Here is a 26,050-nt window from a genome sequence, read left to right on the forward strand (position 1 = left end):
GGGGTTAACCGGGTCGGTCCTCGGTGACGGAGAGCGCCTCTCCGAGGTCGATGGCGCCGGAGTGCGCCGCGGCATAGAGGGCGGCACCGATGATCCCGGCGTCGTTGAGACGCACGGCCGCGCGAACGGGGGTGCGGTTCTCCAGAAGCGGGAACCACTCGTCGGCGGCCTCGCTGACCCCGCCCCCCAGCACGAATGCACGAGGCCACAGCAGGTCCTCGATCGCGCGAAGCACGTTGGACAGGTGCGGGGCCCATTCGGCGAAGGACATCTCCTCGCGCGCCCGGACGGCGCCCGACGCGAGGTGTTCGGCCTCATCGAAGCCCCGGCCGGCGATGTCCTCAATCATCAGATGGCCGAACTCGCTGTTGGGGATGAGCCGCCCGTTCATGAGCAGCGCGGAGCCGATCCCGGTTCCGATCGTGAGAAGGATCACGAGCCCGTCGACGCCCTCGCCCGCCCCGTAGTGCACTTCGGTCAGCCCGGCGGCATCGGCGTCGTTGAGCATGACAACCGTGCGCCCGGGCAGATGGCGGTCGAACAGGTCCACCACGTCGCAACCGATCCACGACTCGTCGATGTTGGGCGCGATCCTTGCGATCCCCTCGTGGATGACGGTCGGGACGGCCACCCCCACCGACCCGTCCCAGTCGAAATCGTCGACCATCTCCCGGATCGTCGCGGCGATCGCGTCGGGGGTGGCAGGCTGCGGGGTCGGCCTGAGCAGCCGGTCGCCGATCAACTCGCCGTCGGTCAGGTTCACCCGCCCGACCTTGATGCCGGTGCCGCCCACGTCCACCCCCAGGCCGACGGGGGCGGTGTCGGAGGAGTCAGAGGTGGTGTCGGCCAAGGAGGGCTCCCGGGTACGGGCCGCGATACACGGCGGGGATGGATCCGGCCCCGCGGGACGGGGCACGATGGGCGGTGGTCGCCCGCCCGACAGGCTATCCGCGGGGCCGGTCGGAGCGGGCCGATTGGACGACGACAACGACGACGAGGATGAGGATCGCATGACTGGAGACACGGCATCGGCGAGGTCGGACGACGGTCGTCCCGGGTTCATCGACGAGTTGCGGGAGCTGGCTGACCGGCTGGCTACCTCCGGGGGCGAGGTGGCGCGGCGGATGCTCGCCGAATTCGAGGGCCAGGGGCTGGGTGCTCGGTCAAAGAGTTCGGCGACGGACCCGGTCACGGTCATCGACACGTCGGTGGAGAGTCACCTACGCGGGGAGATCACCGCGCACCGGCCCGGCGACGCGGTGTTGGGTGAGGAGACCGGCGAGGCCCCCGGCTCGGGTGCAGCCAGCCGGGTGCGGTGGGTGGTCGACCCGGTGGACGGGACGGTGAACCTGCTCTACGGCATCCCGTTCACCGCGGTATCGGTCGCGGCTGAACTCGACGGTGTCGTCGTCGTCGGCGCCGTTCACAACATCGTCACCCGGGAGACCTGGACGGCCGCGCTCGACCGCGGGGCCACCCTCCGGGCAGCGGACGGTCAGGTCACCACGCTCGGTGTATCCGGCTGCGACGACCTGTCTCTCGCCCTGGTCGGCACCGGGTTCTCCTACGACGCGAAGCTGCGGGCCGAACAGGGCAGAGCGGTCGCGGCACTCCTGCCCGCGGTCCGCGACATCCGACGGTGCGGATCCGCGGCGCTCGACCTGTGCATGCTCGCCACCGGCCGTCTCGACGCCTATTACGAGCGCTGCCTCAAGCCCTGGGACTATGCGGCAGGGGGCCTCATCGCGGCGGAGTCTGGAGCGATCGTCTCGACCTCCCGCGACGACGCCGTGCCCACCGTCGCCGCGGGCCCGGGCGTCTCGGAGGCGTTCCGGCAGGCGCTACGGGATTGCGGGGCCCTCTAGGGTCGTCGGGCCGGCCGGAGACCAACCGGCGGCTTCAGACCCCGGAAGGGGTCAGCAGCTGACGGAACGGGCGGCCGCGAGCTCGGTGGAGATCGGCTGGCGCCCCACCTTCAGCTCGTCGAGCGCCCCCACCGAGGACACCGAATCGGACAGTCTCGAGAAGGTGGTGCCCAGCACGAGATCCACGGACGCGTCGTCCCGGCCATCGGTGACCAGCTGCATGCACGGCGCCGTCAGGGAGAGCGAACGGGCATTGGCCTCGCCCGCCTCGCCGTAGCGGATCTGCCCGTGGCACTCGAGCGCCTGGCCGTAGATCGGGTCGTTGCCGGTCGCGTCGGTGCCCGCGGGTTGGAAACCGCTCTCCGCGAGCTGAGCGGCGACGGCGCCCGCCTGACCGCTCTGCCCGTTGGCGTTGAGCACCCGCACACGGGTGTCGTCCAGGAACGCCGGCTCGACCTCGTCCAGAGCGTTGGCCGACTGCGACTCCAGGCCGGCCCCCTCCGCAGCCTCCGGGATCGGACAGGCGACGGCCTGGGTCGCGGCGTCATTTCCACGGAGCGCGAACGCCCACACGAGGCCTCCGAGGACCAGCACCGCGACCACGAACAGCACGTAGGGGGCCCGCAGGCGCGCCATCCCCCGAGCGGGGGACGGGGTCGGAGTGCTCTGTGTGCTCAGGTGGGCGACCATCGATGGCCTTCCTGCAGGTGGGCGGCGTGACGGCCCGGCAGGGCCCTTCGGCAACACTGTAAACGCCGACGCAGTCGCGCCGCCGCCGGGACACGGAAGGAACCCGTGGATGAAATTCCGTGGGGATTCCGTTAATATGCGTGCGCCGGTCGGACCACGACCGATGCGCGAACCCCTCGACTCGGACCCGCAGAAAAGAGACTCATGGCAACCGACTACGACGCACCCCGCCGGACAGAGGCGGACGAGCTCGCCGGCGATTCGCTGGAAGAGCTCAAGGCCCGACGCGCCGAGGGCGCCACGGGCGAGGTCGACGTGGACGAGACCGACACCGCCGAATCCTATGAACTGCCGGGCGCAGATCTCTCCGGTGAGGAACTGACGGTCCGTGTGGTGCCGGAGCAGGACAACGAGTTCACGTGCGGCGAGTGCTTCCTCGTTCATCACCGGAGCCGCTTCGCCGAGGAGCGCGACGGCCTGCAGATCTGCGTGGACTGCGCGGGCTGAGACACCGCTGACCGGCCACCGGGTGATCCCGGCGGCCGGTCGGGCGATGCCCCTGCAGAGCACTGATCCCGGGCCCGACGGGCCCGGGATCAGCGCATCAGGTGTGGTGTCAGCAGTAGTGGTTGTCCGGCAGCGCCGCGGCGAGTCCCTCCGGGTCCCGGGTGCTGATCAGCCAGTACGGCGTGGGATCCAGCGGGTCGTCCAACACCACGATCACCATCGTGGGGATGTAGCCGCGATGAACCACGAAGGCCTCGGGATCCAGCTGCCGGCCCATGGCGGCCTGCTTGGCGGTGGCGGGGACCACGGCCGTGCGGGAGATGGCGTCGAAGGGAAGCCGGGCGCGGCCAGCGTAGAGGGTCCCGCCGCCCTGCCCGTCCGACTCGACCTCGATCTTCTCGCGGCTGACAGTGACGAAAAGCCAGGCCATGAGCGCCGGGATGACCACGATCAGCAGCCACATCCACCATCGGGCCCCGAGCGCGGCCGCCAGGGCCGCTGCTGCAGCGGTGATGGCGACCAGGGCGATCCACCACCACACGGGCACCCGGAGAGACTCCGAGTGAACCGGACGAGGAGCACGGTCGCGGGGTGGGCGGAGATCGTCTTCGGTCACGTGAACCAGACTAGCTACTATCCGGCGCGACGCCGTAGGAGGGCACAGACACCATGAACTACGACCATGACACGAGCGGATCGGGTCAGATGCTCCGTCTGCAGCGACTCGATGCCGGTCTTCCGCTGCCGGTACGGGCCCACCCGACCGATGCCGGAATCGATCTCCACGCCGCGCACGAGTGCGAGTTGGCGCCCGGTCATCGATCCCTGGTCGGTACGGGCGTCGCGATCGCCCTGCCGGCGGGCTACGTGGGGCTCGTGCACCCCCGCTCGGGACTGGCCGCGCGCGCGGGGCTGTCCATCGTCAACGCCCCCGGCACCGTGGACGCCGGTTACCGGGGCGAGATCAAGGTGAACCTGATCAACCTGGACCCCGCCGAGACGGTGCACATCGTCCGCGGTGACCGGATCGCTCAGCTGATCATCCAGCAGGTCGAATTGTGGGATGTGGTGGAGGTCGAGACCCTCGAGGACTCCGAACGAGGTGCCGGTGGCCACGGATCCACGGGTGGGCACGCCCGCCTGACCTGACCGGGGAGGCGGCTGTTGGGTAGCGTCGACCGAGACGGTCCTGTCCGGGACCGGGGCGCACGGGGAGAGGATTTCCACCATGTTCGGACGTAAGAAGGCGGCGACCGGGGCCCGCGAGTCCGCGGCAGCGGACGCGGCCGCTGCCTCGACCCCGCCGGCCGAGGGGCCCCACGACCGTTCGTTCATCGGTGATGTCCGCGAGTACTACACCGACCTCGGTTACGGGCATATCGACCTCGGCTCCCTGGTCATCGGTGTCCCGCCGGGTCGTGACCTGAACGTCGCCCTGGACCCCAACGGGCAGCCCGAGTTCCACGTCGTCACCCAGGTGTCGCGGGTCATCCCGCGCGCGTTCGCCGCGCCCAAGTCGGCGGGACAGTGGCGGACCATGGTCTCCGACATGCGTGAGCAGCTCGAGCAGCAGGGAGCGGACGTATCAGTCGTGGACGGCCCGTGGGGTCGGGAACTGGTGGCAGAGCTCCCCGGCGCGGTGTTCCGCGCGATCGGAGTGGACGGGAACCGTTGGACGGCCGAGGTCCGGGTCATGGCCACCCCGGAGCTCGCGGAGCAGGCGGCTGACGAGGGCCGCGAGGTCTTCCGTCATCTGGTGATCAACCGAGGTGACGGCCCGATGCCCGTGAAGGAGCAACTCGCGCTGACCATCCCCGAGGAGATCCAGTCGGCCCTGACCCAGGCGCGTTCACAGCTCGCCGCGCAACAGCAGGCCCAGGCGTTCCAGCAGCAGATGGCAGCCGGCGGCGCGGACCGGCAGGCGACGCAGGGCGACTCCGGACAGCAGGCACGAGCCGCCACAGCGCCGACGCCAGCGCAGCAGCAGGCTGCTCCGAACCCGGCTACTCAGAACCAGTCTGCCCAGAACCAGGCTGCTCCGGCTCAGGATGCACCGTCCGGCCCGGCTCGGAACGAGGGGCGTCCGGCCGCGCCGCGGCGCGACGGTAGCGCGATGGACCGGCTCCGTGACGGCGACGATCTGTAACCCGCCCGGCTATGGCGAGTAGCTGATGTCCACGTTGGCGCGAGCGCTGCGAAAGATCTCTGCGCGCCTGACCGACCCGGTCGAGGTACTCGACGCGGCCGAACTGGCGGGTCGGGTCACAGGCTCCGGATCACTGTGTGTCGTGGACGCGTCCCGGGGCGACCGGGCGAGCCTGACCGGTCGCATTCGCACAGTCGTCTCCGGTGGGGGCGATCACCATCTCGGCGTCACCGCCGAGGTCTTCGACGGAACGGGCGCGATCGAGGTCTGCTGGCTGGGGCGACGGTCCATTCCCGGAATCGACACGGGCAGGTATATCCGTGTCACCGGTCGTGTCGGACAACGGCACGGCCGCAAGATCATGTTCAACCCGCGCTATGAACTGCTCGCAGGGCGGCCGGGCCACACCGTGGAGGAATCAGATGACCGAGCCTGAGCAGCGGGCAGGCCGGACCTCCGGCCCCCGATCGGCGTTCGGCGACCCCGACGCGTCGCTGATCGACCAGATGGGCGGGATACGCGGATTGGTGTTCTCCTCGATCCCGATCCTCGCGTTCGTACCCATCAATGCGATCTGGGGACTGACCGCGGCGATCTGGGCCGCTTTGGGTGTGGCGGTCGCGATGCTCGGCTGGTCGCTGGTTCGGCGTGAGAACCCGCAGCCGGCGATCTCCGGGTTCATCGGTGTCGCCATCTGTGTCTTCATCGCGTGGCGGACCGGAAGCGCGAAAGGGTACTTCCTGTACGGGATCATCACCCAGGCCGTGTACGGCGGAGCGTTCGCGATCTCCGCGTTGATCCGGTGGCCCCTGGCCGGTGTGATCTGGGGCTTCCTGGACGGTAGGGGGATGGCCTGGCGTCGCAATCCCCAGGCAAGGCGCTGGTACGCGGTCGCGACCTGGGTCTGGGCGGCGCTTTTCGCGATCCGCGCCGTCCTCCAGTACGTGTTGTACCTCAACGACGAGGTCAACTGGCTGGGCGCGGCCCGCATCGGGATGGGATGGCCGCTGGCGTTGGTGGCGTTCGTGGTCACGGTGTGGGCCATACGCCGTGCGATGACGCATGAAGAACCCGTGGAGACGGATGACACCGTCGGGGAATCGCAGGAGGCGACGGGGCAGGGAATTGAAGCCCGTGGTGAGCCCGTCGCGAGTAAGGTGGACGACTCGCCGGAGAATGACACGACGGTGGGCGGGCAGGAGCGCTGACTGTTTCGGCGACGAGTGATACCGCAAAGCCCCGGTGGCCAGGATGGCCACCGGGGCTTCTGAGTCCCCTCGGAAGGGTGCTGGATGTGGTCAGACGGCGCTGGCCGCGGTACGGGAGAAGTCGCTCGGTCCGGTGATGGCTCGGTAGGCGACCGTGGAGGCCAGTGCCGTGATCGGGATTGCGACGAAGAGGCCGACGAGCAGGGCGATGAACCCGACGATGATGATCAGGACGTTCAGGATCGCCAGCAGGAAGAGATTTCCGCCATCAGACTTGATGGCGTTGAAGCTCGACTTGATCGCATCGCCCGGGCCCATGTTGCGGTCGATCACGAAGTGGAACGTCCAGTACAGGAAGAACATGATCGCGATACCCGGGATGATGAGCAGGACCAGCCCGATCGTCGTGGCGATTCCGACGATGATGCCGGCGACGACGAACGACCCGAAGTTGGTGAGCTTGAAGAAGCTGCCGATGTCCGGCTTGTATCCGTCGACTTCAAGCAGGGAGCCCCGGATGGAGAAGGCCTGGATCAGGAACCCGACAACGATGGTCAGGATCGAGCCGATAAGGGAGACGCCCACCGATTCGGAATTCGAGAAGTAGCTGGTGATGGCGTTGGCGAGGAACGACACGAGGGTGATGAGCACCCACGGCAGCGGGTTGTTCTTGAACAGTTGCCAGGCCGCGCCGATGGCCTCGGTGGCGGACGGCCTCCCGATCGCTACACCGCCTCCGCCTGCTCCTGCGTGCGGGTAGGCGGCGCCGTAACCGGGCGCTCCGTACTGCTGCCCGTAATCCTGCTGGCCATAACCCTGGCCGGGGTACGGCTCCTGCGGTGACTGACCGTAGCCCTGATGACCGTAACCTTGCTGATCGTAGCCCTGGTGACCATAACCCTGGTCAGGGTAGGGGTCCTGGCCCTGCTGGCCGTAGCCCTGCCCGTAGTTCGAGTCGCCCTGCTGCTCCCAGCCCTGCTGGCCCGACCCGGTGTTGTACGGGTCGTTGTGCGAACCGTCTCCGGTCGGGGAGCCTCCGCCTCCGGTGGTCATGTCGTCTCCATATCGTCAGAGTGGCCGCAGATACCTTCCACGACACCTCCTACGAACCTAGTGCCGACGGGGGCTTCTGGGGAGGTCCAACCCGCCGTGGAGCGCGAGCCCGATCCCGGGAAATACGAGATAGCCCCACTGACCGATCGTCAGCGGGGCTATCCCGATCACCGTGAGGTGAGGTCAGATGTTGGCGTCGATCTCGACGGCCTGTGCGACACCGGCGACCGTGGCGGCGACCTTGACGGCCTCCCACGCCTGCTCCTTGGTGAGGCCCTCCTTGCGGATGACCGCGTCATGAGCGGCGGTGCAGTTCTCGCAGCCGTTGATTGTGGACACGGCCATCGACCACAGCTCGAAATCAGCCTTCTCGACACCCGGGTTGGCGATGATGTTCATCCGAAGGCCCATACGGACCTGGGTGTAGTCCTCGCCCAGGAACTCCTTGGCACGGTAGGACACATTGTTCATCGCCATGATCGAGGCGGCGCCGAGGGCGGCGTTGAACGCCTCGTCCGAGAGGTGCCCGCGGGCCTCATCCGCGATCTCCGACAGCACGGTGGCCGAGCGGGTGGCCGCGGCGGTCGCGAGGAAGGTGCCCCACAGCTGCTGCTCGTTGAGCTCCGTGGAGCGAGCGAGCGAGCTGAGGTTCAGCTTGAGATCCTTCGCGAACTCGGGGAGTCCGGACTTCAGGTTCTCGATGCTCACTTGATGCCCTCCTGCAGCATCTCCATCTTGTCGATGTTCTTGGTGGGGTCGTTCTTCTGCCAGTTGCAGGCGCAGACCTCGGAGGACTGGAGGGCGTCCAGCACTCGCAGGACCTCGTCGACGTTGCGGCCCACGGCGTCGGGGGTGACCGAGACGAACTGGATGACGTTGTCCGGGTCGACGATGAAGGTGGCGCGATCGGCCACGCCGCCGGCGTTCTCGACACCCAGGGCCCGGATCAGCTCATGCTTGATGTCCGACAGGAGCGGGAAGGGGACGCCCTTGAGCTCGTCGTTGGTCGCGCGCCAGTTGAAGTGCGCGAACTCGTTGTCGATGGAGCCGCCGAGGACCTGCGTGTCGCGGTCCTGGAAGTCCTCGTCGAGCTTGCCGAACGCGGCGATCTCGGTGGGGCAGACGAAGGTGAAGTCCTTCGGGTAGAAGAAGATCACGCGCCACTTGCCGGCGTAGGACTGGTTCGAGATGGTCTCGAAGTAGTCCTCGGGCTGCTGCGCGTTGACCTCGCGGAGGTCGCCGCCCTTCAGAGCGGTCAGCTCGAAGTCGGGGAACTGGTCGCCGATGGTGAGAAGTGCCATGTGATCCTCCTGAGGATTGGGCCGTTGTGGGACGGACAACGACCACTATGCATGAGCCTCTTCAACAGGTAAAGCCTAATGAGACAGAGATCACTCATAGTTTAAGCCGAATAGTCATCGACTTCGGGCTATCGATCGGCCTAGGCTGATCGGCATGGTTGATCAACGGTTCGTTCCGAGCGTGATGCAGCTCAGGGTGTTCCTCGCGATCGCGGAGAGGCTCCACTTCCGGAGCGCCGCGGAGGAACTGGACATGAGTCAACCTTCGTTGTCGCAGGCGCTCGCGACGCTGGAGGAGGGGCTGGGCCTTCATCTCGTCGAGCGCAGTACGCGGTCAGTGCTCGTCACGCCCGCGGGGCAGCAACTGCTGCCGTTTGCGCGCGCCGCGGTGGCCGCGATGGACGCGGTCGCCGATGCCGCGGCAGGCAGCGGCGGACCGCTCGTGGGCCAGCTTCGAATCGGCGTCATCCCCACGGCCGCACCGTACCTCCTCCCCGGGCTGTTGCCCGCGCTCGCCGAGAGGTTCCCGAGCCTCAGGCCGCGGATCGTGGAGGACCAGACCGCTAGACTGGTCGAGGCGCTGCGCAGCGGTGCTGTCGATCTGGCGCTGATGGCGGTTCCGACGGATGCGGCAGGGGTGGTGGCCATCCCGCTGTACACCGAGCGGTTCGCCCTGCTCGTCCCGGCCGGACATGATCTGGACGGCGTTGACGGGATATCGCCGGAAGCTCTGGCCGACGAGCCGCTGTTGCTGCTGGACGAGGGGCACTGCCTACGGGAACAGACCGTCGAGCTGTGTCGACGTGTCTCGGTTCCGGTCCTGGGCCGGGAAGAGTCTCGTGCGGCGTCGCTTGCCACGGCCGTCCAATGCGTCGCCGGTGGTCTCGGGGTGACGATCGTCCCCGAATCCGCGGTCGGGCCCGAGACGCGGGATCCCGGGATCGGGGTCGCGACGTTCGCCGATCCTTCGCCGGGGCGGACGATGGCGTTGTTCTTGCGGACCGCGGCCGCCGCGGACGACGCGTACAGGGAGTTCGGCCACGTCGTCACGGAGGTCGCCGCGGAGGTCTTCGGCGCACGGGCCGTATAACGTTCAGCCCGCGTCGTCCGGGGTCGCTGCCGGGCCGGTGGGGGCGGTGGACGACATCCTTTCGAGCCGGTCCGTCGCCCGCACGAAGCGTGCACGCAGGGACCCTGTCCGGACGATCCACCCGCGTTGAAAAGCGACGAACTCGGCTCGGCCTCGCGCGGTCTCCACCGGAATCGGCTTCAGCCCCCATTCCGACAGGTCGTAGGGAGACGACCTCATGTCGACCTCTCGTGCGTCGAACGCTGCGAAGAGGGCGTCCAACAGGAGTTCGCCGGGTGCGCCGGCTTCCAGCAACGCTGTGTACGAGTAGATGTCCATCCCGGCGTGTAGGCACGCGGGTTGCTCGTTCGCGATCTGCCCGTCCCGGGAGAGGGCCGGCTCGTTGAGTGGGGCGGCGGCCTCGGTGAAGAAACGGTAGGCGTCGAAGTGGGTGCAACGCAGGCGGGAGCCGCGCACGACGTCATCGATCGCGTCGGGCGAAATCCGCAGGGGCACCTGTCCGTGCCGCGCCCCGTCGGCCCCTGAGCGGTAGAGCATCGCCCATTCGTGAAGGCCGAAGCAGCCGGTCGCCCCGGGTCGGGTGGCGGTTGACTCGACCACGCTCCGCGCGCGTCGAATCCGGTCCCCGCGTCGAGCCATCACCGAATCCGGGTCGACGACCAATCCGCAACGTCCGTAGAGGGAGTCCCGACGATAGTGGCGCCATTCCGCTCTGTCATCGTGGTGTGCGTTCTCGAGGATCACGCCCGGCCCGGGATGCCATCGGCGAACGGTACCGACGCTGGTGCGGTAGTAGGTGAAGAGGAAGTCGACGACCGGGTGCTCGGCGCCGCGCCGTCGACGATCCAGGTGGTCGCCGGTCATCGCGTCGACGAGCTGGTGATGACGGCGCTCCCTGGCTCGCCAGAGTGATTCCGGCAGCAGAACGGGGGAGCGGGTCGGCGCCCGCCTCGGTTCCCGCGCCACCGTCACAACCGCTTTTTCCTCTTGGGACGGTGGACCCGCGATCGGGCTGGACGCCGGGTGGCGGGCTTGGGCGCGGGTTCGCGCCGCCGACGGGGGACCTCGATCTCGGGCCCGAACACTGCGTCGAGCCTGGCCTGCGCGCCGGTGGCGTCGGCATCGACCCGGTCGATGCTCATGCCGGCTTTCCTCGCCTGCTCGATCACCCGCATGGCCTCTCCGGGCCGCACGACCGCGGCCACCGTGCCGGCCGCATTGCCGCCGCGGCCGGTCCGACCGGAACGGTGGACGAGGTCCTGGATGGAATGGGGAGGCCCGACGTGGACGATCTGCCCGATGTCCTCGAGGTCCAGGCCCCGTCCGGCGAGGTCAGTGGTGACGAGCACCCTGACGGCGCCGCTGGCGAGTTCTCCGAATGCGGTCGCGCGGCGGTGAGGAGAGGCGGAACCCGACACGCCGGCCGCGGGGACGCCGACGTCGGCGATCGACGCGCGGAGCGGTTCGACAGCGTCCCTTCGGGCGACGAAGAACAGTGCGCGTCTGCATCGTGCGGACAGCGAGGTCGCGCATCGCTCGGGATCGTCGGCGGTGAGGACGATCAGGTGACGGGGCTGGCTGCTGTCCGCGGGTACGGCGGCCTTCGGCGATGTGGCGGGTGGTTGGCCCCGGTGGTCCGGGACGGCGACAACGGCTGCCGGCTCGGGCGCGCCGAGCTCGCCAGCGCCCGGGACCTGGTCGCCACCGCCTTCGATGCGGTGGATCCGGAGGTCGGGGTGACGACGACGAGCCGCGGCTTCGACGTCGGCATCAGCTGTGGCGGTGGTCGCCATCAAGGTGGCACCGGCGCATCGGGCCAGTAGCGCGGCGGTCTGCTCCCCGAACGAGGCATCCAACAACCGGTCGACTTCGTCCAGGACGACGATCCGGATATCAGCGGGGTCGAGGGCCCCGCTGCGCATGAGGTCGACGAGGCGTCCAGGCGTGCCCACCGCGATGTCGACGGGAGCGATCAACGCGCGTTTGTCCTTGGCGAGGGGTTGCCCGCCCACGAAGCTGGCGGTCCGGAGCCCGGCTCCGGCACCGACCTCGGCCAGGACCTCATCGTTCTGCAGCGCCAGTTCCCGGGTCGGGGCGACCACGATCGCCCGCGGTCTACCCGGGACGCTCGGTGCGCCGGAGATCCGGTGGACGACGCCGATGGCGAAGACGAGCGTCTTGCCGGAACCGGTCGGTGCGACGGCGAGGAGATTCTCGCCGTTGACGGCGTCGCTCAACGCGGCTGCCTGGATTGCGCTCACCGGTCCCGAGACGATCCCGGAGACCGCATGGCGGATGGGGACCGCGACCCCGAGCTCGGTGAGCAGGCGATCCAGGCCGGGGCGTGCGTCGCCGGTCAGGCCCGCACCTCCGAACGATCGCCGCTCCACAGGGTGTGGTAGCTGCCTTCACTGTCGGTGCGCAGGTAGGTGTGGGCACCGAAGAAGTCACGCTGGCCCTGGATGAGGGCGGCGGGAAGACGCTCGGTGCGGAGACCGTCGTAGTAGGCCAGTGCCGCCGAGAACCCGGGCGCCGGGATTCCGGCGCCCACCGCCGTGGTCACCACACGACGCCAGCTGTCGACACAGTCGGCGAGAGCCTCGGCGAAGTACGGAGCCGCGAGAAGGGTGGGCAGGTCCGGGGTCTGCGCGTAGGCCTCACGGATCCGGTCGAGGAAGGTGGCCCGGATGATGCATCCACCGCGCCAGATGGTCGCCAGATCGCCTCGTGCCACGTCCCACCCGTGCTCGGCGCTCGCGGCGGTGATCTGATCGAAACCCTGCGCGTAGGCGATGATCTTCGACGCGTAGAGCGCCCGCCTGACGTCCTCCACGAAATCGGCACCGGGCTCCGACGGGATGGACAGACTGCCTGAGGGGAGTCCCTGACCGGCTTCACGCTGGGGGACAGAGCTCGAGAGCGCGCGTGCGAAGACGGCCTCGGCGATACCGGTGACCGGCACGCCGAGGTCGAGTGCCGACTTGACCGTCCAGCGCCCGGTGCCCTTCTGACCTGCCCGATCCACGATCACGTCGATCAGGGGCCCGCCGGTCGCCGCGTCGACCTGGGCGAGCACCTCTGCGGTGATCTCGATGAGGTAGGAGTCGAGCTCGCCGGTGTTCCAATCCCGGAACACCTCGGCCATGGGGCCGGGCTCGATTCCCGCGACCCCGCGGAGCAGGTGGTAGGCCTCGCCGATCAGCTGCATGTCGGAGTACTCGATGCCGTTGTGGACCATCTTCACGAAGTGGCCCGAACCGTCCTCACCGATGTGGGTGCAGCAGGGTGTGCCGTCGACCTTTGCGGAGATGGACTCGAGCATCGGCCCCACGACCTCATAGCTGGAGGCCGGGCCGCCGGGCATGATCGACGGTCCCTCGAGGGCGCCCTCCTCGCCGCCGGAGATGCCGGCGCCGATGAATCGGATACCGCGCTCGGCCATGGCCTTCTCGCGGCGGATCGTGTCGGTGTACAGCGCGTTGCCGCCATCGATGATGATGTCGCCCTCGTCGAAGGCGTCGGCGAGAGCGTCGATCACGGCATCCGTGGGCGCGCCCGCCTGGACCATCACCAGGGCCCGACGCGGGGAGCTCAGCGCCGCGGCGAACTCTTCGATCGTCTCGGTGCGGATGAAGCTGCCCTCGGAGCCGTGCTCGTCGAGCAGGAGGTCGGTCTTGCCCGCAGACCGGTTGTGTACGGCGACCGTGTAACCCCGGCGGGCGAAGTTTCGGGCGATGTTGGAGCCCATCACGGCAAGTCCGGTGACCCCGATATCGGCGGTTCCGGTCGTGGCGGTCGCGGTCTGCGCGTCCTCGCGCTCAGTACTCATGGGGACAAGGGTAGTCGACGCCGGTCGACACGGCGGACCTGCGGTGATGGAGGATCCGGTGGGGACTCGTTACTGAGAGGGTTCTATGAACTATCTGACAGATCACTGTTGCACTCAGTGCAGAGTTTGCCGGAACCGACCGGAAATCCTTGGAGTTGCGTGGCGATGTGTTGTAACACTTAGTACCGGGCCGGGTGACGGGCGCCACTGCGGGACGGGGGGATCGGACCGCGTGGTGCGCCATCCCGAGGGGTGCCGGCCACTGTCAAGTGGGGATATACACAGGGGGAAGACCAGATATGACCAGCTCCGTTCTGCCTGAGCAGATGGTTGGTATGAGCACGGTGTTCGAGGACACGACCGAGAAGCTCGGCACGTTCCGGGCCGGATACCCGAAGTTCTATTCGATGGCGGACCTCGGGACCCAGTCCCGTCGCCGCTGGGTCCCGCTCGAGGACGCCGTGGACGGCGGTCGGGTGGAGTTGATGTTCCGCAACTACTTCGCGGACTCCGGCGATATGCGATTTTCCACCTATCTCGTGGCGGAGGCGTTCACCCATGGAGTTCTCGGCCGTGCGGTCGCGAGTTTCGTGACCATCGGACGGGTCTGGGACACCGGCGCCGAGAACATGGCTGTGCGGACGGACATCGAGGGGGGCCTCGACTGGGCGGGCGTTCGCGACACGACGCTGCGGGTCCTTCCGGGCGACCCGTGCGCCGGTTCGCCCGGCACGGTCGTGCTGCCGTGCGAGCAGGCGCTCGCCCAGTGGCTGGCCTGCCGCGCGCGGGGCACGCTGTCGACCGTGTTCGCCGGACTCGCCGAGGTGAGCAACTGTAGCCAGGAGACGCTGTGGTCGGTGGCCGGCGAGAGCGTTCTGGGTGCCGCAACAATCGTCCCGACTTTCGCGGGGACCAGCCCCGAGGTCGGGTACCGACGCGGGCAGCTCGTGCTGCAGGCGTTGCACGACTCCGGTCTGGCGGTGCGAAAGCGGAGCCGCCTGCCCCGTACGCCGGGCGCCGGTCCGATCCCGGTCCGCGACCGCGGGTGGCGTTCGGTCCGCTGACATCTCCTGACGCGCCTCTCCATGTCGAGCGCGCGGGTAGCCTCTGGACGGTCGCCCGGGCACTCCGGGCCGGACGGTCGCCCGGAGTGTCCGGGCCGGGAGAAGAGGTCAGATGTCGGAGATGAACAGCGATGTGATCAGGCAGGTCCGCGAGCATGAGGACGTGGGCTTCGGCGGGGTGATCGGTCTGGAGTACCGCGACGTGACCCCGGATCGAGTCGTCGTGACCGTTCCGGTCGGCCCGCACCTCCATCAGCCGCACGGGATCGTCCACGGCGGCGTGTACTGCGCGATCGCGGAGACGGTCGCGAGCGTGGCGGGCTCCGTGTGGCTGGGCGGCGAGGGTCGGGTCGTGGGCGTCAACAACTCCACCGATTTCCTGCGCGCGGTCACCGAGGGGACACTCACCGCGACCGGGACCCCGGTGCACCGCGGGCGGTCTCAGCAGCTCTGGCGGGTTGAGATCGCTGACGATCGGGACCGGGTCGTCGCGGTCGGTCAGGTTCGTCTCGCCAATCTCCAGTAGCACCGGGCACGCATCATCGCACGATCCGAGAAACCCCCGGCGGGACACTTCCCGCCGGGGGTTTCTCGCATCCACCCGCGGCCAGCTGTCGAAGTCCGGAGCGGGCGGGCGGCCTCGTCGGCTAATGCACGGACTCGGCGTCCTGTCCTGCGCGGTCGGAATTGCTATCGGTCGCCGCCGAGTCGCGCCGGGCCTGCTCCGCAGTGCGCAGCGCCGCGGCTTCGTCGGCGGCGACCCGCTCGATCGCCTGTCGCGCGTACACCCACTGCTTGGTCGAGGTCAGCTGGGAGCGATGGTCGCCACCCATGTGCATTCCCCAGGAGAACATGGTGGTGATGCGGTTCTTGAAGCCGATCAGGTACGCCAGGTGGACGATCAGCCACATCACCCAGGCGATGAAGCCGGAGATCTCGATCTTTCCCATCTTCACCACGGCGCTGTACCGGGAGACCGTGGCCATGGAGCCCTTGTCGAAGTACTTGAACGGAGGCCGGTCGGCCGGCGTCTTGCCCTTCTCGACCTCGTTGATGATCTGCTTGGCGGCGTACTTTCCGCCCTGGATCGCGACCTGGGCGACGCCGGGAAGATTGTCCAGACTCATCATGTCGCCCACCACGAAGATCTCGGGGTGCCCGGGCAGCGAGAGGTCCTTACGGACGAGGACGCGGCCGGCTCGATCGATCTCCGCGTCCGTCTGGTCGGCGAGCATCCGTCCGAGCGGGCTCGCCTTCACACCGGCGGACCAGATCTTGCAGGAGGCATCGATTCGCCGAACCGAACCGTCGGGATCCTTCACTTCGATGCCGTTGTAATCGACATCGGTGACCATCGCGTTGAGCTGGATCTCGACGCCCATCTTTTCCAGACGGGCACGGGCCGCATTGCCGAGATTGTTGCCGAAGGGAGGAAGCACGGCCGGCGCGGCGTCCAGCAGGATGACGCGGGCCGAAGCGGGATCGATACGCCGGAAACTGTCCTTGAGGGTGTGCTGGGCCAGCTCGGCCACCTGGCCGGCCATCTCGACGCCCGTGGGGCCGGCGCCGACGATGATGAAGGTCAGGAGCCGGCGGCGCTCGTCCTCGTCGTCGATGACCTCGGCCTGCTCGAAGCAGCCCAGGATGCGACTGCGCAGCTCGAGGGCGTCGTCGACCGTCTTCATGCCGGGCGCCCAGCGCTCGAAGTGGTCGTTACCGAAGTAGGACTGGTTGGCGCCGGCGGCCACGACCAGGCTGTCGTACTCCAGGTCGAAGGCGATGTGACCGGCGGTGGCGTGAACACGCTTGCCGGCGACATCGATCTTGTTCACATCGCCCAGGACCACGGTCGCGTTCTTCTGGTCGCGCAGGATCAACCGCGTCGGCGGGGCGATCTCACCGACGGACAGGATCCCGGTCGCCACCTGGTACAGCAGGGGCTGGAAGAGGTGGTGTCCGGTCTTGGCGATCAGCGTCACGTCGACGTCGGCTTTCTCCAACTGCTGCGCAGCGAACAGGCCGCCGAAGCCGGAGCCGATGATGACGACACGGTGCCGGCGGGGCACCGGCGTGGCTGCGGTGACCTGGTCGGATGCGGGCTCGGTCATGGTGGCTCCTGTGAGGCTCGGTGTAGGTCGGGGCGCAGTGGCCTCATCGCTGTTCAGGGCTCGCGGAAATCGCGCGGGCACGGGTTCCAAGGATAGTGGTCGCGCGCACAGCGCGCACGAGGAGGCGGGAGGATCACAGTCCGGCGCCCCCGACGCGCCTGCCCGTCCCCGTCGACCGGCGGCGGTACGGTCCAGGTTCAGGCGAGCCCCGTGAGGAGGGAACCGGTGGTCAGAGTCGAACCGCAGACCGTCGACCTGGAACGCTGGCCTGCCCTGGCCCCGCCCGCCGGTGTCGGGGGGAGTCCAGCCGGTCTCGTCGCCCAGTCGTTGCGCCGCGCCGCACGTGATCTCGGCATACGCATCGACTACCCGGACTCGTCGGCCGCAGGTGATTACGACGCGGACGTGCGGGTGGTCTTGAGGGACCCTGACCACTTCTGGGCGCGACTGGCCGCCGCCGGAGTCGTGGGGCTCGGCGAGTCCTTCATGGCGGGCGAGTGGGCGACCGCGGAGCTCGGCGCGGCTATCGCCGCTCTCGCGCCGTGGATCGCCGACAATCCGGACTGTGCCGACCCGGGGGAGCGCGCGTTCGGTCGCGACGGGCGGGGGCACTCCGGAGCCGGGAGGCGCCGCGATCGAGCGCAGCAGGTACCGCTGGAGGACTCTGTCCCGGGTGCGCTCACGTCGCTGTACACCGATGAGACCATGTCGACCTCCGGCGCGGTCTTCGCCTCAGGCGCTCGGACACGAACCCGTCTCGATGACGGGTCAGATGTCGTCCACCTCGAGGCCCCGGCCTCCCCGCCGCGACGCAATGACCTCGGCGACGCCCAGCGACGATCCGCGGACATGCTCCTGACCCTCGCGGCGGTGGGTGAGGGGGCCCGGGTGCTCGTCGCGACACCCGGCTGGGGTGAATTGCCGATGCGTGCGGCCGAGCGAGGTGCGCACGTGCGGACCATGACGGGGTCCACGGAGAGACTCGCTGCGCTGGGATCGCGGTTCGCGGCCGCGGGCCTGGAGGACAGCGTCTCCCTCTTCCTGGGGGAGCCGTCGGAGGCCGGAGGCGCCCTCGACGCGGTGGTGGCGACCGACCCCGGGGTCGAATCCGGATTGGCCGGCATCGGCGGGGTCGTCGGCGTGGCGGAGCGCCTTCTGGAACCGGGCGGCCGGATGGCATTCCAGGCGTTGGTGTGCCCGGGGCGGCCTGAACGCGCCCACGTGGAACTCGCGGCGTGGGGATCGAAGTACGTGGCCGAAGCGGGGCCGGCGCCGTCGTGGTCGGACCTCGTCGAAGTGATCGCCCGTTCGTCCCGGCTGCGGTTGCGCGGACGGATCGAGATGACCGCGCATCACGCGGAAACGGTCCGTCTCTGGTCGGAGTCGTTCGCGCTCAGAGGAAGAGATGCCGCGGCGCTCGGCTTCGACGCGGTCTATCGTCGGATGTGGGCGTTCCACCTGGCCGCGATGGAGGCGGGGATGCGCCACGGCTGGGTGGAGTCCGTCCAGGTGTTGGCGGACGTCCCCGACACCGTCGTCTAGCCCATGAGGCAGCCGGGGCAATAGGCTCTGCCCATGAGCAATATTCTCACCCCGGTCGCGATCTGGTTGGGGCGGCAGGACGCGACCCGAGAGAACTCCTCTCTCGTGGTGACGGTCGACACCTGGATGTCCCGCGTTTCCGGGGGGCGCCTGCCCCTACTGCGGGTCGCCGGACTCCCTACTCTCACTCTCCACGTGCCGGGCCGTAGGAGTGGCGCGATGCGCAGCACACCGCTTCTGTGCGCGTCGTGGAACAACGGGTTGATCATCATCGGCTCCAACTGGGGTGGAGAGAAGACCCCGGCATGGGTCTACAACCTCCGCGCGGCGGCCGACGGGCTCGTCGAGATGAGCGTCTACGGGGCCCGGCTGCCCGTGGACGTCCGCGAACTCTCGGACGCTGATCGGGACTCGGCGTGGGCCGCGGCGGTCCGGGTGTGGCCGAACTACGAGCACTACGCCGCGCGCACGACCCGACTACTGCCGATCTTCCATCTCACGCCGCAGTTGTGAGTTGAGCCGGTCCGCCCGTAGCCGGTGCCGCCAACCGCGGTCAGCAGGGACCGGCTTGAGGGTCTCAACGTCGCCGGGCGACCATGTTCATCGCGGTCGCGGTGAGAATCGGCTCCGCGTCCTGGTTGACCAGCGTGACGTCCGTGGTGAGGATCCCGCGGTCCGGCTTGGTCCGAGACGGACGCACTCCCGTGGTCTCGCAGATGAGGGTGAGCCGGTCGCCCGGGCGCAGGGGCCGGACCCATCGGAGCTCGTCCACGCCGGGTGAGGCCAGGCTGGCCACGCTGGTGAGGTAGTTGTCCGCGAACAGCCGCATCATCAGCGCGGCGGTCTGCCACCCGCTGGCGATGAGCCCGCCGAACGGGCCGCCCGCCGCGGCTTCCGGGTCGGTGTGGATGCTCTGGGGGTCGTACCTGTGGGCGAACGCCACGATCTCGTCGGCGTCCACCGATTCCTCGCCGAAGCGGTAGCGGCCCCCCTCGGTGTAGTCCTCGAGGTACCTGTCGTCGATCGGTGCGGTGAACTCGTCGAAGGTCTCGTCGTTCATGTCTTCTCCTCGCGTAGCGCGTGTAGGGTTTGAGTTAATCACGATTCACCGACTGGAGGGCGGGGATGGCCTACTTCGAACGACTCGGTGCGGCCCGGTTCCGCCCGACCGAGCACGTCAGCGGCGCGTGGGACGAGTCGACCCAGCACATCGGCCCCGCCCTGGGGCTGCTCGTCCACGCGGTTGAGTCGGACTTCACCGCCCGTCGCGACGATCCCATGGTCATCTCCCGTCTGTCCTACGAACTCCTGGGGGTAGTCCCCATGGACGCGGTCGACGTGGCGGTCGAGGTGATCCGGCCGGGACGGACAATCGAACTGGTCGAGGCCACCTACTCGCACGACGGTCGTACCGGCATCCGGATGCGGGCGTGGCTGCAGCAGCCCCGCGATACCGCCGCTATCGCCGGGGACGGCTTCGACCCCATTCCGCCCCCGGATCAGATGGAGCCCTGGGATCCCACCACGGTCTGGCGGGGCGGATACCTCGCGTCAGCTCAGGTCCGCCGCATCTCCGACGGCCCGGGGCTGTCGCGCTACTGGGTGCGCACCGACGTGCCGCTGCTGGCGGGCGAGGAGGTCAGCGCGACCGCGCGGATGGCTGCGCTGTTCGACATCGCCAACGGTATGGCGATCCGCGCGGACCCGACCGCTGTGCACTACCCGAACATCGACCTGTCGGCGCACCTGGTCCGCCCGCCGCAGGGGGAGTGGCTGGGTTACGACACCCGGGTCACCTTCGGTCCCGGTGGCCTGGGGCTGACCGCGAGCGTGATCCACGACGAGTCCGGCCCGCTCGGCACCATCGCGCAGTCACTCACCGTTCGGCCGTGATCGGCCGCCTCCTCTACAGCTGACGTAGATAACAGCGCATCCCGGACCCGGACTCCGGGTCGACGTCGGAGAACCCGTGTCGGGCGTAGAACCTGCGAGCGTCGATGTCGTCGGAGTCGACGTTGATGTGCAGCTCCTCACCTCCCCGGATCCGGACCTCGGCGAGGACCCGGTCGAGTATCGCGCTCCCGACGCCGGCCGATCGGTGTGCCGGACGGACGTAGAGGTCCTCGAGTTGGGCCAATGGCCCGTCCCAGTAGGGCGTGGGCCTGAAGGTGAGGAGTGCGAAGCCGATGTCCTCGGGGTCGCCCGCGCAGCCGTCGCCGTGCGCGGACGTCGTGGAGGAACGACCGGCGACGACGACGAGGACGTCCTTCCGCCGCAGCAGGGCATCGAATCGACGTTCCCCCTCCGCCGGGGTCGGGGAGGGGCAGTCGAACTCTGTGTTGAACTCGTGGAGCAGCAGCGCGATCCCGGCCGCGTCTGCCGGGGACGCGATCCTGATCTCGGCCGTTGTGGCCCCGCCCCCGGCTGCTCTGGTGGCGCCGCTGACCGGCGATCTCTCGAGGAGACGCCTGAGACGGCCGAGATCAGCGGCCACCATCGCGCAGTCGCGTTCGAAATCCTCGTCGTCGTCGTCTTCGAGTTGTCGGATCGAGAACACGACCTCGGCGCCGGCCGGGTGGGGGAGGACGCGCATCGGGTTGTGGACGCGCGTCCCGTCGGGCAGCGTCACCTCATGGTCGAGGACACCCAGCGGGTTGCGATCGACGAAACGCACGCGGACGCGTCCCATCGGGGACTCGACCACGAACTCGTCGTCGTGGATTGTCGCCTCGCCGGTCGCCAGGCCCGCAGCCCATTCCGGTAGGCGGGTCGGGTCCCCGGCGAGGCCATAGACCTCATCGACGGGGCGGTGGACGACGACACTGAGGTGGCGGCTCCGCATGGCCTGCAGATCCTACGGCCACAACGCGGGTGGGGGCACCGTTGGACGACGTCGCGGACTCACGCCGACACGGCCACGACCGCGCCCAGGAGGGCCGTCGCGCATACGACGGCGGTGGCCAGCATCCGGGTCGCCGCACCGGGAAGGCGTGATCGGCCGGCCATGACCACGCCCACCGCCAACGCGATGCGCGGTGGCGAGACGATGATGGCATACGACCCCGCGACGTTCTGACCAGCGAGGGCGGTGAGGGGATCTGCCCCCAGGCTCGCGGCCGCGCCGGTCGTGGCGGCGGAGAACATCGCGGCCGCGCCGGTGTTGGACCCGGTGAGGTACCCGCCGAGAGCGCCGATCGCCGGGATCAGGCCCACGAAGACGTCGCCCGCGCCGGTCGCCAGGGACGCGAGGTGGCCGGCCATCCCGGTCGCGGCCATCACCACTCCGATCAGCATGAACACCACCGCGTTGCCGGCGACGGTCGCCCATGTCCGCAGCGCCTCGCGGACCAACGGGACGACGGCGGGTCGAGGAACACCCGACGTGCTGATCGCGATCAGCGCCGCGACGTTGATCCACACCGCGGGACCGGCGATCCACTCGAGCCCCGGCGGGGAGCCGGCCAACCCGATCACCGCGCTCGTGCCGAGGATGCCGGTGAGCAGGACGAGATAGGGGACCACGGCCCGCACGAGGGCACGATCGACCGCCGGGAGCGCGCCGTGACGGGCCCGCGAGATACCGAGAAGAAGCACGGTGACCGCGAGAGAGGCGATGATCCCTGCGGGCGGTGCCCCGACGAACAGATTGGCACCGACCAGCGCGATCCACTGGGTGAGGATGACCGCCGCGGCCAGACCAACCAGCCACACGGCGGGGCGGCGGCCGAGCACCACGAGGACGCCGATCATGCTCACGACGAGCACCGGCAGGGTCAGCAGTGCTGACCGGTAGCCCAGCTCCGCGAAGCCCTGCCCACCGAGTTCGGCGGCCACCAGGGTGCCCGGGGCAAGTGAGCCCCACGGGACGAGGACCAGTCCGAGCAGGCCGGTGACGACCGCCTTGACCGGTCCGAGCCCCATACGGACGAGCAGCGGTGCGGTGATCACCACGCCCAGTCCGAAGCCGGTGACGGACTCCATGAACGGTGTCAGTCCGAAGACCAGCAGAAGGATCGTCACGATCCGGTCGGGCCCTGGCTCGACGCTTTCCAGCCATCCGGCGATGCGTTCCTGCGCTCCGGCCCGCGACATGACCACGGAGAGCACGACGCCGCCGAGCAGGATGAGGGCGACCTCCAGGACGGTCGGTCCCATCTGGCCGAAGGATATGGAGATCTGGTCGGCGGTCGGGCGGAACACCGCGACGGCGGCCAGGACCGTGCCGCCGAGTCCGGCCGCCCCGGCGACGAGGGAGGGCACCCGGAGGGCCAACAGCGCCAACACCAGGGCAATGGGGGCGAGTGCGGCCGCGGAATCGAAGTGCTGACTCACCGCGGCCACCCGGGTCGGTGGTCGGCCCCGGCGTCCGAGGGCGGTGGGAACGTGCGGCCGGCCGGGCCGACTATCGGCCCGACCGACCTGTCAGTGCCGGTCAGCGGTTGACGAGCTTGAAGAAGGTGCTGCCCTCGCCGTCGGACTTGTGGTCCTGGTAGAGCAGCGCGAGATTCTGGGACTCGAACTTGTCGAACCACTCGGCCCAGCTGATCTGCTCAAGCGACTCGTCACCGGCCCCGCCGGGGAAGTCGAACCGCAGGACACCGGGGTCATCCCCGCCCCCGGTGTCCCGGACGCAGGCGGGCTTGCCGTTGTTGCGTTCGACCCAGTTGCGGATCTCGTCGTGGTCCGTCGTGGTGGTCGACTCTGACGCCATGGCCTGGAAACTCCTTCGGGTTGAGACCTACCGTAGTCCGTGGATCAGGGTGTGGGCATGCCGCCGTTGACGTGCAACGTCTCGCCGATCACGTAGCTCGACTCCGGCGAGGCGAGGAAGACATACGCCGGTGCGAGCTCGGTCGGCTGGCCCGCACGGCCCATGGGGGAGACCTGGTCGAACTTCGGCAGATCCTCCTTCTCCTGTCCGTCCGACACCTGTAGTGGGGTCCAGATGGGTCCGGGCGCGACCGCGTTGACCCGGATGCCCTTGGTCGCGAGCTGCTGGGCCAGCCCCTTGGTGAAGTTGTTGATGGCCGCCTTGGTGGACGCGTAGTCGAGCAGGTTGGGTGCCGGCTGATAGGCCTCGATCGAGGTCGTGTTGATGATCGTGGAACCGGGTGTCAGGTGCGCGAGCGCCGCCTTGGTGATCCGGAACATCGCCAGGATGTTGACCGTGTACGTATCGGTCAGTTGCTCGTCAGGCAACTCCTCAAGGCTTGGCGCGACGACCTGTTTGCCGGCGTTGTTGACGAGGATGTCCAGACCGCCGAGACCGTCGACGGCGTCGCTGACGACCGAGGAGCACAGCGCCTTATCGGTCAGGTCGCCCGGCAGGAGCACGGCCTTGCGGCCCTCTCGTTCGATGATCTCGCGGATCCTGTCCGCGTCGGCTTGTTCGTCGGGGAGGTAGTTGAGTGCCACGTCCGCGCCCTCGCGGGCGAAGGCGATGGCGACTGCCGCTCCGATACCCGAGTCTCCGCCGGTGATGAGCGCTTTACGTCCGGTGAGTCGTCCGGTTCCGCGGTAGGAGGACTCGCCGTGATCGGCCTTCGGCTCCAGTTCGGCATCCAGTCCGGGCTCCGGCTGGTGCTGGATCGGCGGTTCCACCGTCGGATAACGCGTGACGGGGTTCTGGAACGTCAGTTGATCACTGTCGGCTGCGGTGTTCGTTCGCGTCATCGCTGCTCCTCTCGGTGCTGCACCGACGGTCGAAGGCCCGCTCGGTGCTTCTACCAAACCGACCCTACGGTGGTTCGATCCCGTTGCAACTGGTCGAGCAGCACTACGCTGAACGGGCGCCCGGGGGTCATATTGGACGGATCGCGCGATCCCGGTGGTCGTTCACCGGCCCGTGTGGCTGCCGAAGTATGCAGGGGAGAGGAAGAGGCTATGACACTCATCCGCAGGGAACACCGCGACGACGTCGTTGCCATCAGGGATGTCACCGCGGCGGCGTTTCGCGCTGCCGAACACAGCGCGCCGCCGGTCGAGCCGGGCGGGCCGCCGGGTGAGGTGAACCTCATCGACCGACTGCGCGAGGACGGGGGCTAAATCCCGGAACTGTCACTGGTGGCGGAGACGGCGGGGCGCGTCGTGGGCCATGTGGTCGGGTCGAGGGCGTTCGTCGGTGACGTGCCCGCGATCGGTCTGGGGCCGCTGAGTGTCGAGCCGGAACTGCAACGGTCCGGAATCGGTGCTGCGCTCGTGCACGCGGTCCTTGGCGCGGCGGATGCGCTCGGCGAGCCGCTGGTCGGGTTGCTCGGCGATCCGGCCTACTACGGGCGTTTCGGCTTCGCGCCGGCCGTCGCCTTCGGCGTCGAGTCGCCGGACCCGGCTTGGGGCGACTATTTCCAGGTTCGTGCCCTCACCACCTACCGCGGCCACTCCGGGCTGTTCCGCTACGCGGCGCCGTTCGACGCGGTCTGAACGAGTCGCGGCCCTGGTGACGCCGGTTGGTGCGGTGTCATACTGGCGCCATGCCACTTCACGGGGAGTACGAGCCGAGTCCGAGCGCGTGGGCCGCTGATCAGGCCGAACTGATCGAGACGTCCGGCGGTACCGAGGGCACCAGCCTCCAGGGGCGGCCCGTTGTTCTTCTGACCACCAGGGGGGCCAAGAGCGGCAAGCTCCGCAAGAGCCCGCTGATGCGCGTCGAGCACGACGGCCAGTATGCGATCGTCGCGTCCATGGGTGGAGCGCCCAATCACCCGGTCTGGTACTTCAACGTCAAGGCAGAGCCACACGTCGAGCTCCAGGACGGCCCCGTGAGGCAGGACATGCGTGCCCGCGAGGTGACAGGGGAGGAGAAGGCCCGCTGGTGGGAGCGGGCGGTGAAGGCGTTCCCCGACTACGCGGACTACCAGGCCAAGACCGATCGTGAGATCCCGGTGTTTGTGCTCTCGCCGATGTGACACTCAGAGAGCCCCGGCTCCGTCGGTGGATCAACCGCATCGCACAGTACCGGGGAAGGCCTGCGCTCGCCCATGAACTCGGCGCCCGGCCGAGGGCGACTGAACGCGCGGCGTCCACAGCGAGCATGTCAAACCTCAGTGGGCTGGTCGACCAGACGCGGTCTGAGCCGGGCAGGCGAGGGGTCGACGCCTCGCCGAAGCTCGGCAGTGAGCTCGTCGGCGTAGGAGATGAGTCCGGTCGCATCGATTCCGTGAGGTGCGGGGCCATCGCTGTGTCGGATGCGCTCGGCCGCGCGTTCGAGCAGCGTCAATGCGCCCTTGGCGTTGCCGCGCTGAATGTGGGTGATGCCGACGGCCAGTTGGGCCAGACCCTGCCAGAGCAAGCGTTCGTCGTCGGGGCAGCTTTTCCAGGCGCCTTCGAGTACTTCGTGCGCATTGAAGGCGAGGCCCCGGTCCAACAGGTCCTGCGCCCACACCAACGATTCGGCGGGCGTCAGATCGAGATCCTCGGGGATACGCTCGACCCCGACGCTTCCTGGCGGTAGCGGGCGGCCGAGCTCGTCGCGGGGACGTGAGTTACGTGCGCGACCGTCGGCGTCACGATCGCGCTCGATTCCACCCGGGGTCAGCATGCCCACATCGTCCCATCCATGACTGGCCGCTTGCCACTTCCGAATTTTCTGACCGAGCGCAGTGATCTCCTGACGACGTGATCCGCCGCTGACGCTGGGCGAGTCAACCC

The 26,050-nt window shown here is 68.7% G+C and carries 31 protein-coding genes; 15 read left to right on the forward strand and 16 right to left on the reverse strand.

Annotation, left to right across the window (positions count from 1 at the left end; genetic code table 11):
* Positions 1 to 4: 4 nt before the first annotated feature.
* The gene (gene ppgK / locus ACWIE7_RS00290; protein WP_454068310.1) at positions 5 to 850 is read right to left on the reverse strand and encodes a polyphosphate--glucose phosphotransferase; all 846 of its coding nucleotides are present in this window, start codon (positions 848 to 850) and stop codon (positions 5 to 7) included.
* Between the two features lie 160 nt (positions 851 to 1,010).
* Here ppgK and ACWIE7_RS00295 point away from each other — a divergent pair, with 160 nt between their 5' ends.
* Positions 1,011 to 1,865, forward strand: a complete 855-nt coding sequence (locus ACWIE7_RS00295; RefSeq protein WP_454068311.1) for an inositol monophosphatase family protein — start codon at positions 1,011 to 1,013, stop codon at positions 1,863 to 1,865.
* 51 nt (positions 1,866 to 1,916) lie between these two features.
* Here the strand turns inward: ACWIE7_RS00295 and cei are convergent, their stop codons facing one another.
* Complete coding sequence (gene cei / locus ACWIE7_RS00300) at positions 1,917 to 2,555, reverse strand: envelope integrity protein Cei (protein ID WP_454068312.1); 639 nt, start codon at positions 2,553 to 2,555, stop codon at positions 1,917 to 1,919.
* A 204-nt stretch (positions 2,556 to 2,759) separates the two neighbouring features.
* On the opposite strand from cei, the gene ACWIE7_RS00305 reads away from it, so the two are divergent.
* A complete protein-coding gene (locus ACWIE7_RS00305; protein WP_230929015.1) occupies positions 2,760 to 3,062 on the forward strand; it encodes a DUF4193 domain-containing protein in 303 nt (100 codons plus the stop codon).
* Positions 3,063 to 3,171: 109 nt separating this feature from the next.
* On the opposite strand, the gene ACWIE7_RS00310 is transcribed toward ACWIE7_RS00305, so the two are convergent.
* A complete protein-coding gene (locus tag ACWIE7_RS00310) occupies positions 3,172 to 3,678 on the reverse strand; it encodes a DUF3093 domain-containing protein (protein ID WP_452098793.1) in 507 nt (168 codons plus the stop codon).
* A 53-nt stretch (positions 3,679 to 3,731) separates the two neighbouring features.
* Between ACWIE7_RS00310 and dut the strand changes: the two genes are divergently transcribed.
* From dut to ACWIE7_RS00330, 4 genes are all read left to right on the forward strand, one after another.
* Positions 3,732 to 4,211, forward strand: a complete 480-nt coding sequence (dut, locus tag ACWIE7_RS00315) for a dUTP diphosphatase (RefSeq protein WP_454068313.1) — start codon at positions 3,732 to 3,734, stop codon at positions 4,209 to 4,211.
* 79 nt (positions 4,212 to 4,290) lie between these two features.
* A complete protein-coding gene (locus ACWIE7_RS00320; RefSeq protein WP_454058153.1) occupies positions 4,291 to 5,208 on the forward strand; it encodes a DUF3710 domain-containing protein in 918 nt (305 codons plus the stop codon).
* 25 nt (positions 5,209 to 5,233) lie between these two features.
* A complete protein-coding gene (locus tag ACWIE7_RS00325; RefSeq protein WP_230929011.1) occupies positions 5,234 to 5,644 on the forward strand; it encodes a single stranded DNA-binding domain-containing protein in 411 nt (136 codons plus the stop codon).
* On the forward strand, positions 5,631 to 6,416 hold the full coding sequence (locus tag ACWIE7_RS00330; protein WP_452098796.1) for a DUF3159 domain-containing protein: 786 nt from the start codon (positions 5,631 to 5,633) through the stop codon (positions 6,414 to 6,416). The genes ACWIE7_RS00325 and ACWIE7_RS00330 overlap by 14 nt, the downstream gene beginning before the upstream one ends.
* A 90-nt stretch (positions 6,417 to 6,506) precedes the next feature.
* Here ACWIE7_RS00330 and ACWIE7_RS00335 read toward each other — a convergent pair whose 3' ends face one another.
* The 3 genes from ACWIE7_RS00335 to ACWIE7_RS00345 all read right to left on the reverse strand — a co-directional run bounded on the left by ACWIE7_RS00335 (position 6,507) and on the right by ACWIE7_RS00345 (position 8,770).
* Entirely contained in the window at positions 6,507 to 7,469 is a 963-nt protein-coding gene (locus ACWIE7_RS00335) for a hypothetical protein (RefSeq protein ID WP_454058154.1), read from the reverse strand.
* A 183-nt stretch (positions 7,470 to 7,652) separates the two neighbouring features.
* Positions 7,653 to 8,177: a carboxymuconolactone decarboxylase family protein gene (locus tag ACWIE7_RS00340; protein ID WP_230929009.1), complete on the reverse strand. Its 525-nt coding sequence runs from the start codon at positions 8,175 to 8,177 to the stop codon at positions 7,653 to 7,655.
* A complete protein-coding gene (locus ACWIE7_RS00345) occupies positions 8,174 to 8,770 on the reverse strand; it encodes a peroxiredoxin (RefSeq protein ID WP_230929008.1) in 597 nt (198 codons plus the stop codon). Before ACWIE7_RS00345 ends, ACWIE7_RS00340 begins: the two co-directional genes overlap by 4 nt.
* A gap of 154 nt (positions 8,771 to 8,924) precedes the next feature.
* On the opposite strand from ACWIE7_RS00345, the gene ACWIE7_RS00350 reads away from it, so the two are divergent.
* Complete coding sequence (locus ACWIE7_RS00350; RefSeq protein WP_454068314.1) at positions 8,925 to 9,860, forward strand: hydrogen peroxide-inducible genes activator; 936 nt, start codon at positions 8,925 to 8,927, stop codon at positions 9,858 to 9,860.
* Between the two features lie 3 nt (positions 9,861 to 9,863).
* Here ACWIE7_RS00350 and ACWIE7_RS00355 read toward each other — a convergent pair whose 3' ends face one another.
* Genes ACWIE7_RS00355 through gndA form a run of 3 tightly spaced genes read right to left on the reverse strand, consistent with a single transcriptional unit; the run spans position 9,864 to position 13,689 of the window.
* The gene (locus ACWIE7_RS00355; protein WP_454068315.1) at positions 9,864 to 10,832 is read right to left on the reverse strand and encodes a hypothetical protein; all 969 of its coding nucleotides are present in this window, start codon (positions 10,830 to 10,832) and stop codon (positions 9,864 to 9,866) included.
* Positions 10,829 to 12,250 (reverse strand): DEAD/DEAH box helicase, encoded by a 1,422-nt coding sequence (locus ACWIE7_RS00360; RefSeq protein ID WP_454058156.1) that lies wholly within the window; start codon positions 12,248 to 12,250, stop codon positions 10,829 to 10,831. Before ACWIE7_RS00360 ends, ACWIE7_RS00355 begins: the two co-directional genes overlap by 4 nt.
* Positions 12,217 to 13,689, reverse strand: a complete 1,473-nt coding sequence (gndA, locus tag ACWIE7_RS00365) for an NADP-dependent phosphogluconate dehydrogenase (protein ID WP_452098801.1) — start codon at positions 13,687 to 13,689, stop codon at positions 12,217 to 12,219. Before gndA ends, ACWIE7_RS00360 begins: the two co-directional genes overlap by 34 nt.
* Positions 13,690 to 13,988: 299 nt before the next feature.
* On the opposite strand from gndA, the gene ACWIE7_RS00370 reads away from it, so the two are divergent.
* Both ACWIE7_RS00370 and ACWIE7_RS00375 read left to right on the forward strand, forming a co-directional pair.
* Complete coding sequence (locus tag ACWIE7_RS00370; protein WP_452098802.1) at positions 13,989 to 14,753, forward strand: hypothetical protein; 765 nt, start codon at positions 13,989 to 13,991, stop codon at positions 14,751 to 14,753.
* A gap of 112 nt (positions 14,754 to 14,865) precedes the next feature.
* On the forward strand, positions 14,866 to 15,279 hold the full coding sequence (locus tag ACWIE7_RS00375; protein WP_452098803.1) for a PaaI family thioesterase: 414 nt from the start codon (positions 14,866 to 14,868) through the stop codon (positions 15,277 to 15,279).
* Positions 15,280 to 15,400: 121 nt separating this feature from the next.
* Here the strand turns inward: ACWIE7_RS00375 and ACWIE7_RS00380 are convergent, their stop codons facing one another.
* Entirely contained in the window at positions 15,401 to 16,861 is a 1,461-nt protein-coding gene (locus tag ACWIE7_RS00380; RefSeq protein ID WP_452098804.1) for an NAD(P)/FAD-dependent oxidoreductase, read from the reverse strand.
* Positions 16,862 to 17,086: 225 nt separating this feature from the next.
* On the opposite strand from ACWIE7_RS00380, the gene ACWIE7_RS00385 reads away from it, so the two are divergent.
* Both ACWIE7_RS00385 and ACWIE7_RS00390 read left to right on the forward strand, forming a co-directional pair.
* Positions 17,087 to 18,403: a class I SAM-dependent methyltransferase gene (locus ACWIE7_RS00385; protein ID WP_454068316.1), complete on the forward strand. Its 1,317-nt coding sequence runs from the start codon at positions 17,087 to 17,089 to the stop codon at positions 18,401 to 18,403.
* A gap of 33 nt (positions 18,404 to 18,436) precedes the next feature.
* Complete coding sequence (locus tag ACWIE7_RS00390; protein ID WP_454068317.1) at positions 18,437 to 18,916, forward strand: nitroreductase family deazaflavin-dependent oxidoreductase; 480 nt, start codon at positions 18,437 to 18,439, stop codon at positions 18,914 to 18,916.
* 64 nt (positions 18,917 to 18,980) lie between these two features.
* Here the strand turns inward: ACWIE7_RS00390 and ACWIE7_RS00395 are convergent, their stop codons facing one another.
* Positions 18,981 to 19,463, reverse strand: coding sequence for a MaoC family dehydratase (locus ACWIE7_RS00395; RefSeq protein WP_452098807.1), 483 nt, complete (start codon positions 19,461 to 19,463; stop codon positions 18,981 to 18,983).
* Positions 19,464 to 19,528: 65 nt separating this feature from the next.
* On the opposite strand from ACWIE7_RS00395, the gene ACWIE7_RS00400 reads away from it, so the two are divergent.
* A complete protein-coding gene (locus ACWIE7_RS00400) occupies positions 19,529 to 20,296 on the forward strand; it encodes a thioesterase family protein (RefSeq protein WP_454068318.1) in 768 nt (255 codons plus the stop codon).
* 13 nt (positions 20,297 to 20,309) lie between these two features.
* On the opposite strand, the gene ACWIE7_RS00405 is transcribed toward ACWIE7_RS00400, so the two are convergent.
* The 4 genes from ACWIE7_RS00405 to ACWIE7_RS00420 form a co-directional block, all read right to left on the reverse strand.
* Positions 20,310 to 20,801 (reverse strand): GNAT family N-acetyltransferase, encoded by a 492-nt coding sequence (locus ACWIE7_RS00405; protein ID WP_454068382.1) that lies wholly within the window; start codon positions 20,799 to 20,801, stop codon positions 20,310 to 20,312.
* Between the two features lie 503 nt (positions 20,802 to 21,304).
* Entirely contained in the window at positions 21,305 to 22,735 is a 1,431-nt protein-coding gene (locus ACWIE7_RS00410) for an L-lactate permease (RefSeq protein WP_454068319.1), read from the reverse strand.
* A gap of 100 nt (positions 22,736 to 22,835) precedes the next feature.
* Positions 22,836 to 23,114, reverse strand: a complete 279-nt coding sequence (locus ACWIE7_RS00415) for a hypothetical protein (RefSeq protein ID WP_452098810.1) — start codon at positions 23,112 to 23,114, stop codon at positions 22,836 to 22,838.
* 44 nt (positions 23,115 to 23,158) lie between these two features.
* Positions 23,159 to 24,076 (reverse strand): SDR family oxidoreductase, encoded by a 918-nt coding sequence (locus ACWIE7_RS00420; RefSeq protein ID WP_454058159.1) that lies wholly within the window; start codon positions 24,074 to 24,076, stop codon positions 23,159 to 23,161.
* A 210-nt stretch (positions 24,077 to 24,286) separates the two neighbouring features.
* Here ACWIE7_RS00420 and ACWIE7_RS00425 point away from each other — a divergent pair, with 210 nt between their 5' ends.
* From ACWIE7_RS00425 to ACWIE7_RS00435, 3 genes are read left to right on the forward strand one after another with little or no spacing between them, the layout of a single operon-like run.
* Positions 24,287 to 24,448, forward strand: coding sequence for a hypothetical protein (locus ACWIE7_RS00425; protein ID WP_454068320.1), 162 nt, complete (start codon positions 24,287 to 24,289; stop codon positions 24,446 to 24,448).
* An 18-nt stretch (positions 24,449 to 24,466) separates the two neighbouring features.
* Positions 24,467 to 24,823, forward strand: a complete 357-nt coding sequence (locus tag ACWIE7_RS00430; protein ID WP_454068321.1) for a GNAT family N-acetyltransferase — start codon at positions 24,467 to 24,469, stop codon at positions 24,821 to 24,823.
* Positions 24,824 to 24,873: 50 nt separating this feature from the next.
* On the forward strand, positions 24,874 to 25,308 hold the full coding sequence (locus tag ACWIE7_RS00435; RefSeq protein WP_454058160.1) for a nitroreductase family deazaflavin-dependent oxidoreductase: 435 nt from the start codon (positions 24,874 to 24,876) through the stop codon (positions 25,306 to 25,308).
* 128 nt (positions 25,309 to 25,436) lie between these two features.
* Here the strand turns inward: ACWIE7_RS00435 and ACWIE7_RS00440 are convergent, their stop codons facing one another.
* Complete coding sequence (locus ACWIE7_RS00440; protein ID WP_452098814.1) at positions 25,437 to 25,940, reverse strand: DUF309 domain-containing protein; 504 nt, start codon at positions 25,938 to 25,940, stop codon at positions 25,437 to 25,439.
* Positions 25,941 to 26,050 lie beyond the last annotated feature (110 nt).

It is taken from the genome of Dietzia sp. NPDC055343 (assembly GCF_053645265.1).

What these genes read in the sequence shown, in the direction of transcription:
- ACWIE7_RS00295 (WP_454068311.1), top strand. Translation starts at nt 1,011, where the DNA reads ATGACTGGAGACACGGCATCGGCGAGGTCGGACGACGGTCGTCCCGGG.
- cei (WP_454068312.1), bottom strand. Translation starts at nt 2,555, where the DNA reads ATGGTCGCCCACCTGAGCACACAGAGCACTCCGACCCCGTCCCCCGCT.
- ACWIE7_RS00305 (WP_230929015.1), top strand. Translation starts at nt 2,760, where the DNA reads ATGGCAACCGACTACGACGCACCCCGCCGGACAGAGGCGGACGAGCTC.
- dut (WP_454068313.1), top strand. Translation starts at nt 3,732, where the DNA reads ATGAACTACGACCATGACACGAGCGGATCGGGTCAGATGCTCCGTCTG.
- ACWIE7_RS00320 (WP_454058153.1), top strand. Translation starts at nt 4,291, where the DNA reads ATGTTCGGACGTAAGAAGGCGGCGACCGGGGCCCGCGAGTCCGCGGCA.
- ACWIE7_RS00325 (WP_230929011.1), top strand. Translation starts at nt 5,234, where the DNA reads ATGTCCACGTTGGCGCGAGCGCTGCGAAAGATCTCTGCGCGCCTGACC.
- ACWIE7_RS00330 (WP_452098796.1), top strand. Translation starts at nt 5,631, where the DNA reads ATGACCGAGCCTGAGCAGCGGGCAGGCCGGACCTCCGGCCCCCGATCG.
- ACWIE7_RS00335 (WP_454058154.1), bottom strand. Translation starts at nt 7,469, where the DNA reads ATGACCACCGGAGGCGGAGGCTCCCCGACCGGAGACGGTTCGCACAAC.
- ACWIE7_RS00345 (WP_230929008.1), bottom strand. Translation starts at nt 8,770, where the DNA reads ATGGCACTTCTCACCATCGGCGACCAGTTCCCCGACTTCGAGCTGACC.
- ACWIE7_RS00350 (WP_454068314.1), top strand. Translation starts at nt 8,925, where the DNA reads ATGGTTGATCAACGGTTCGTTCCGAGCGTGATGCAGCTCAGGGTGTTC.
- gndA (WP_452098801.1), bottom strand. Translation starts at nt 13,689, where the DNA reads ATGAGTACTGAGCGCGAGGACGCGCAGACCGCGACCGCCACGACCGGA.
- ACWIE7_RS00370 (WP_452098802.1), top strand. Translation starts at nt 13,989, where the DNA reads ATGACCAGCTCCGTTCTGCCTGAGCAGATGGTTGGTATGAGCACGGTG.
- ACWIE7_RS00375 (WP_452098803.1), top strand. Translation starts at nt 14,866, where the DNA reads ATGTCGGAGATGAACAGCGATGTGATCAGGCAGGTCCGCGAGCATGAG.
- ACWIE7_RS00380 (WP_452098804.1), bottom strand. Translation starts at nt 16,861, where the DNA reads ATGACCGAGCCCGCATCCGACCAGGTCACCGCAGCCACGCCGGTGCCC.
- ACWIE7_RS00390 (WP_454068317.1), top strand. Translation starts at nt 18,437, where the DNA reads ATGAGCAATATTCTCACCCCGGTCGCGATCTGGTTGGGGCGGCAGGAC.
- ACWIE7_RS00395 (WP_452098807.1), bottom strand. Translation starts at nt 19,463, where the DNA reads ATGAACGACGAGACCTTCGACGAGTTCACCGCACCGATCGACGACAGG.
- ACWIE7_RS00400 (WP_454068318.1), top strand. Translation starts at nt 19,529, where the DNA reads ATGGCCTACTTCGAACGACTCGGTGCGGCCCGGTTCCGCCCGACCGAG.
- ACWIE7_RS00415 (WP_452098810.1), bottom strand. Translation starts at nt 23,114, where the DNA reads ATGGCGTCAGAGTCGACCACCACGACGGACCACGACGAGATCCGCAAC.
- ACWIE7_RS00420 (WP_454058159.1), bottom strand. Translation starts at nt 24,076, where the DNA reads ATGACGCGAACGAACACCGCAGCCGACAGTGATCAACTGACGTTCCAG.
- ACWIE7_RS00425 (WP_454068320.1), top strand. Translation starts at nt 24,287, where the DNA reads ATGACACTCATCCGCAGGGAACACCGCGACGACGTCGTTGCCATCAGG.
- ACWIE7_RS00435 (WP_454058160.1), top strand. Translation starts at nt 24,874, where the DNA reads ATGCCACTTCACGGGGAGTACGAGCCGAGTCCGAGCGCGTGGGCCGCT.
- ACWIE7_RS00440 (WP_452098814.1), bottom strand. Translation starts at nt 25,940, where the DNA reads ATGCTGACCCCGGGTGGAATCGAGCGCGATCGTGACGCCGACGGTCGC.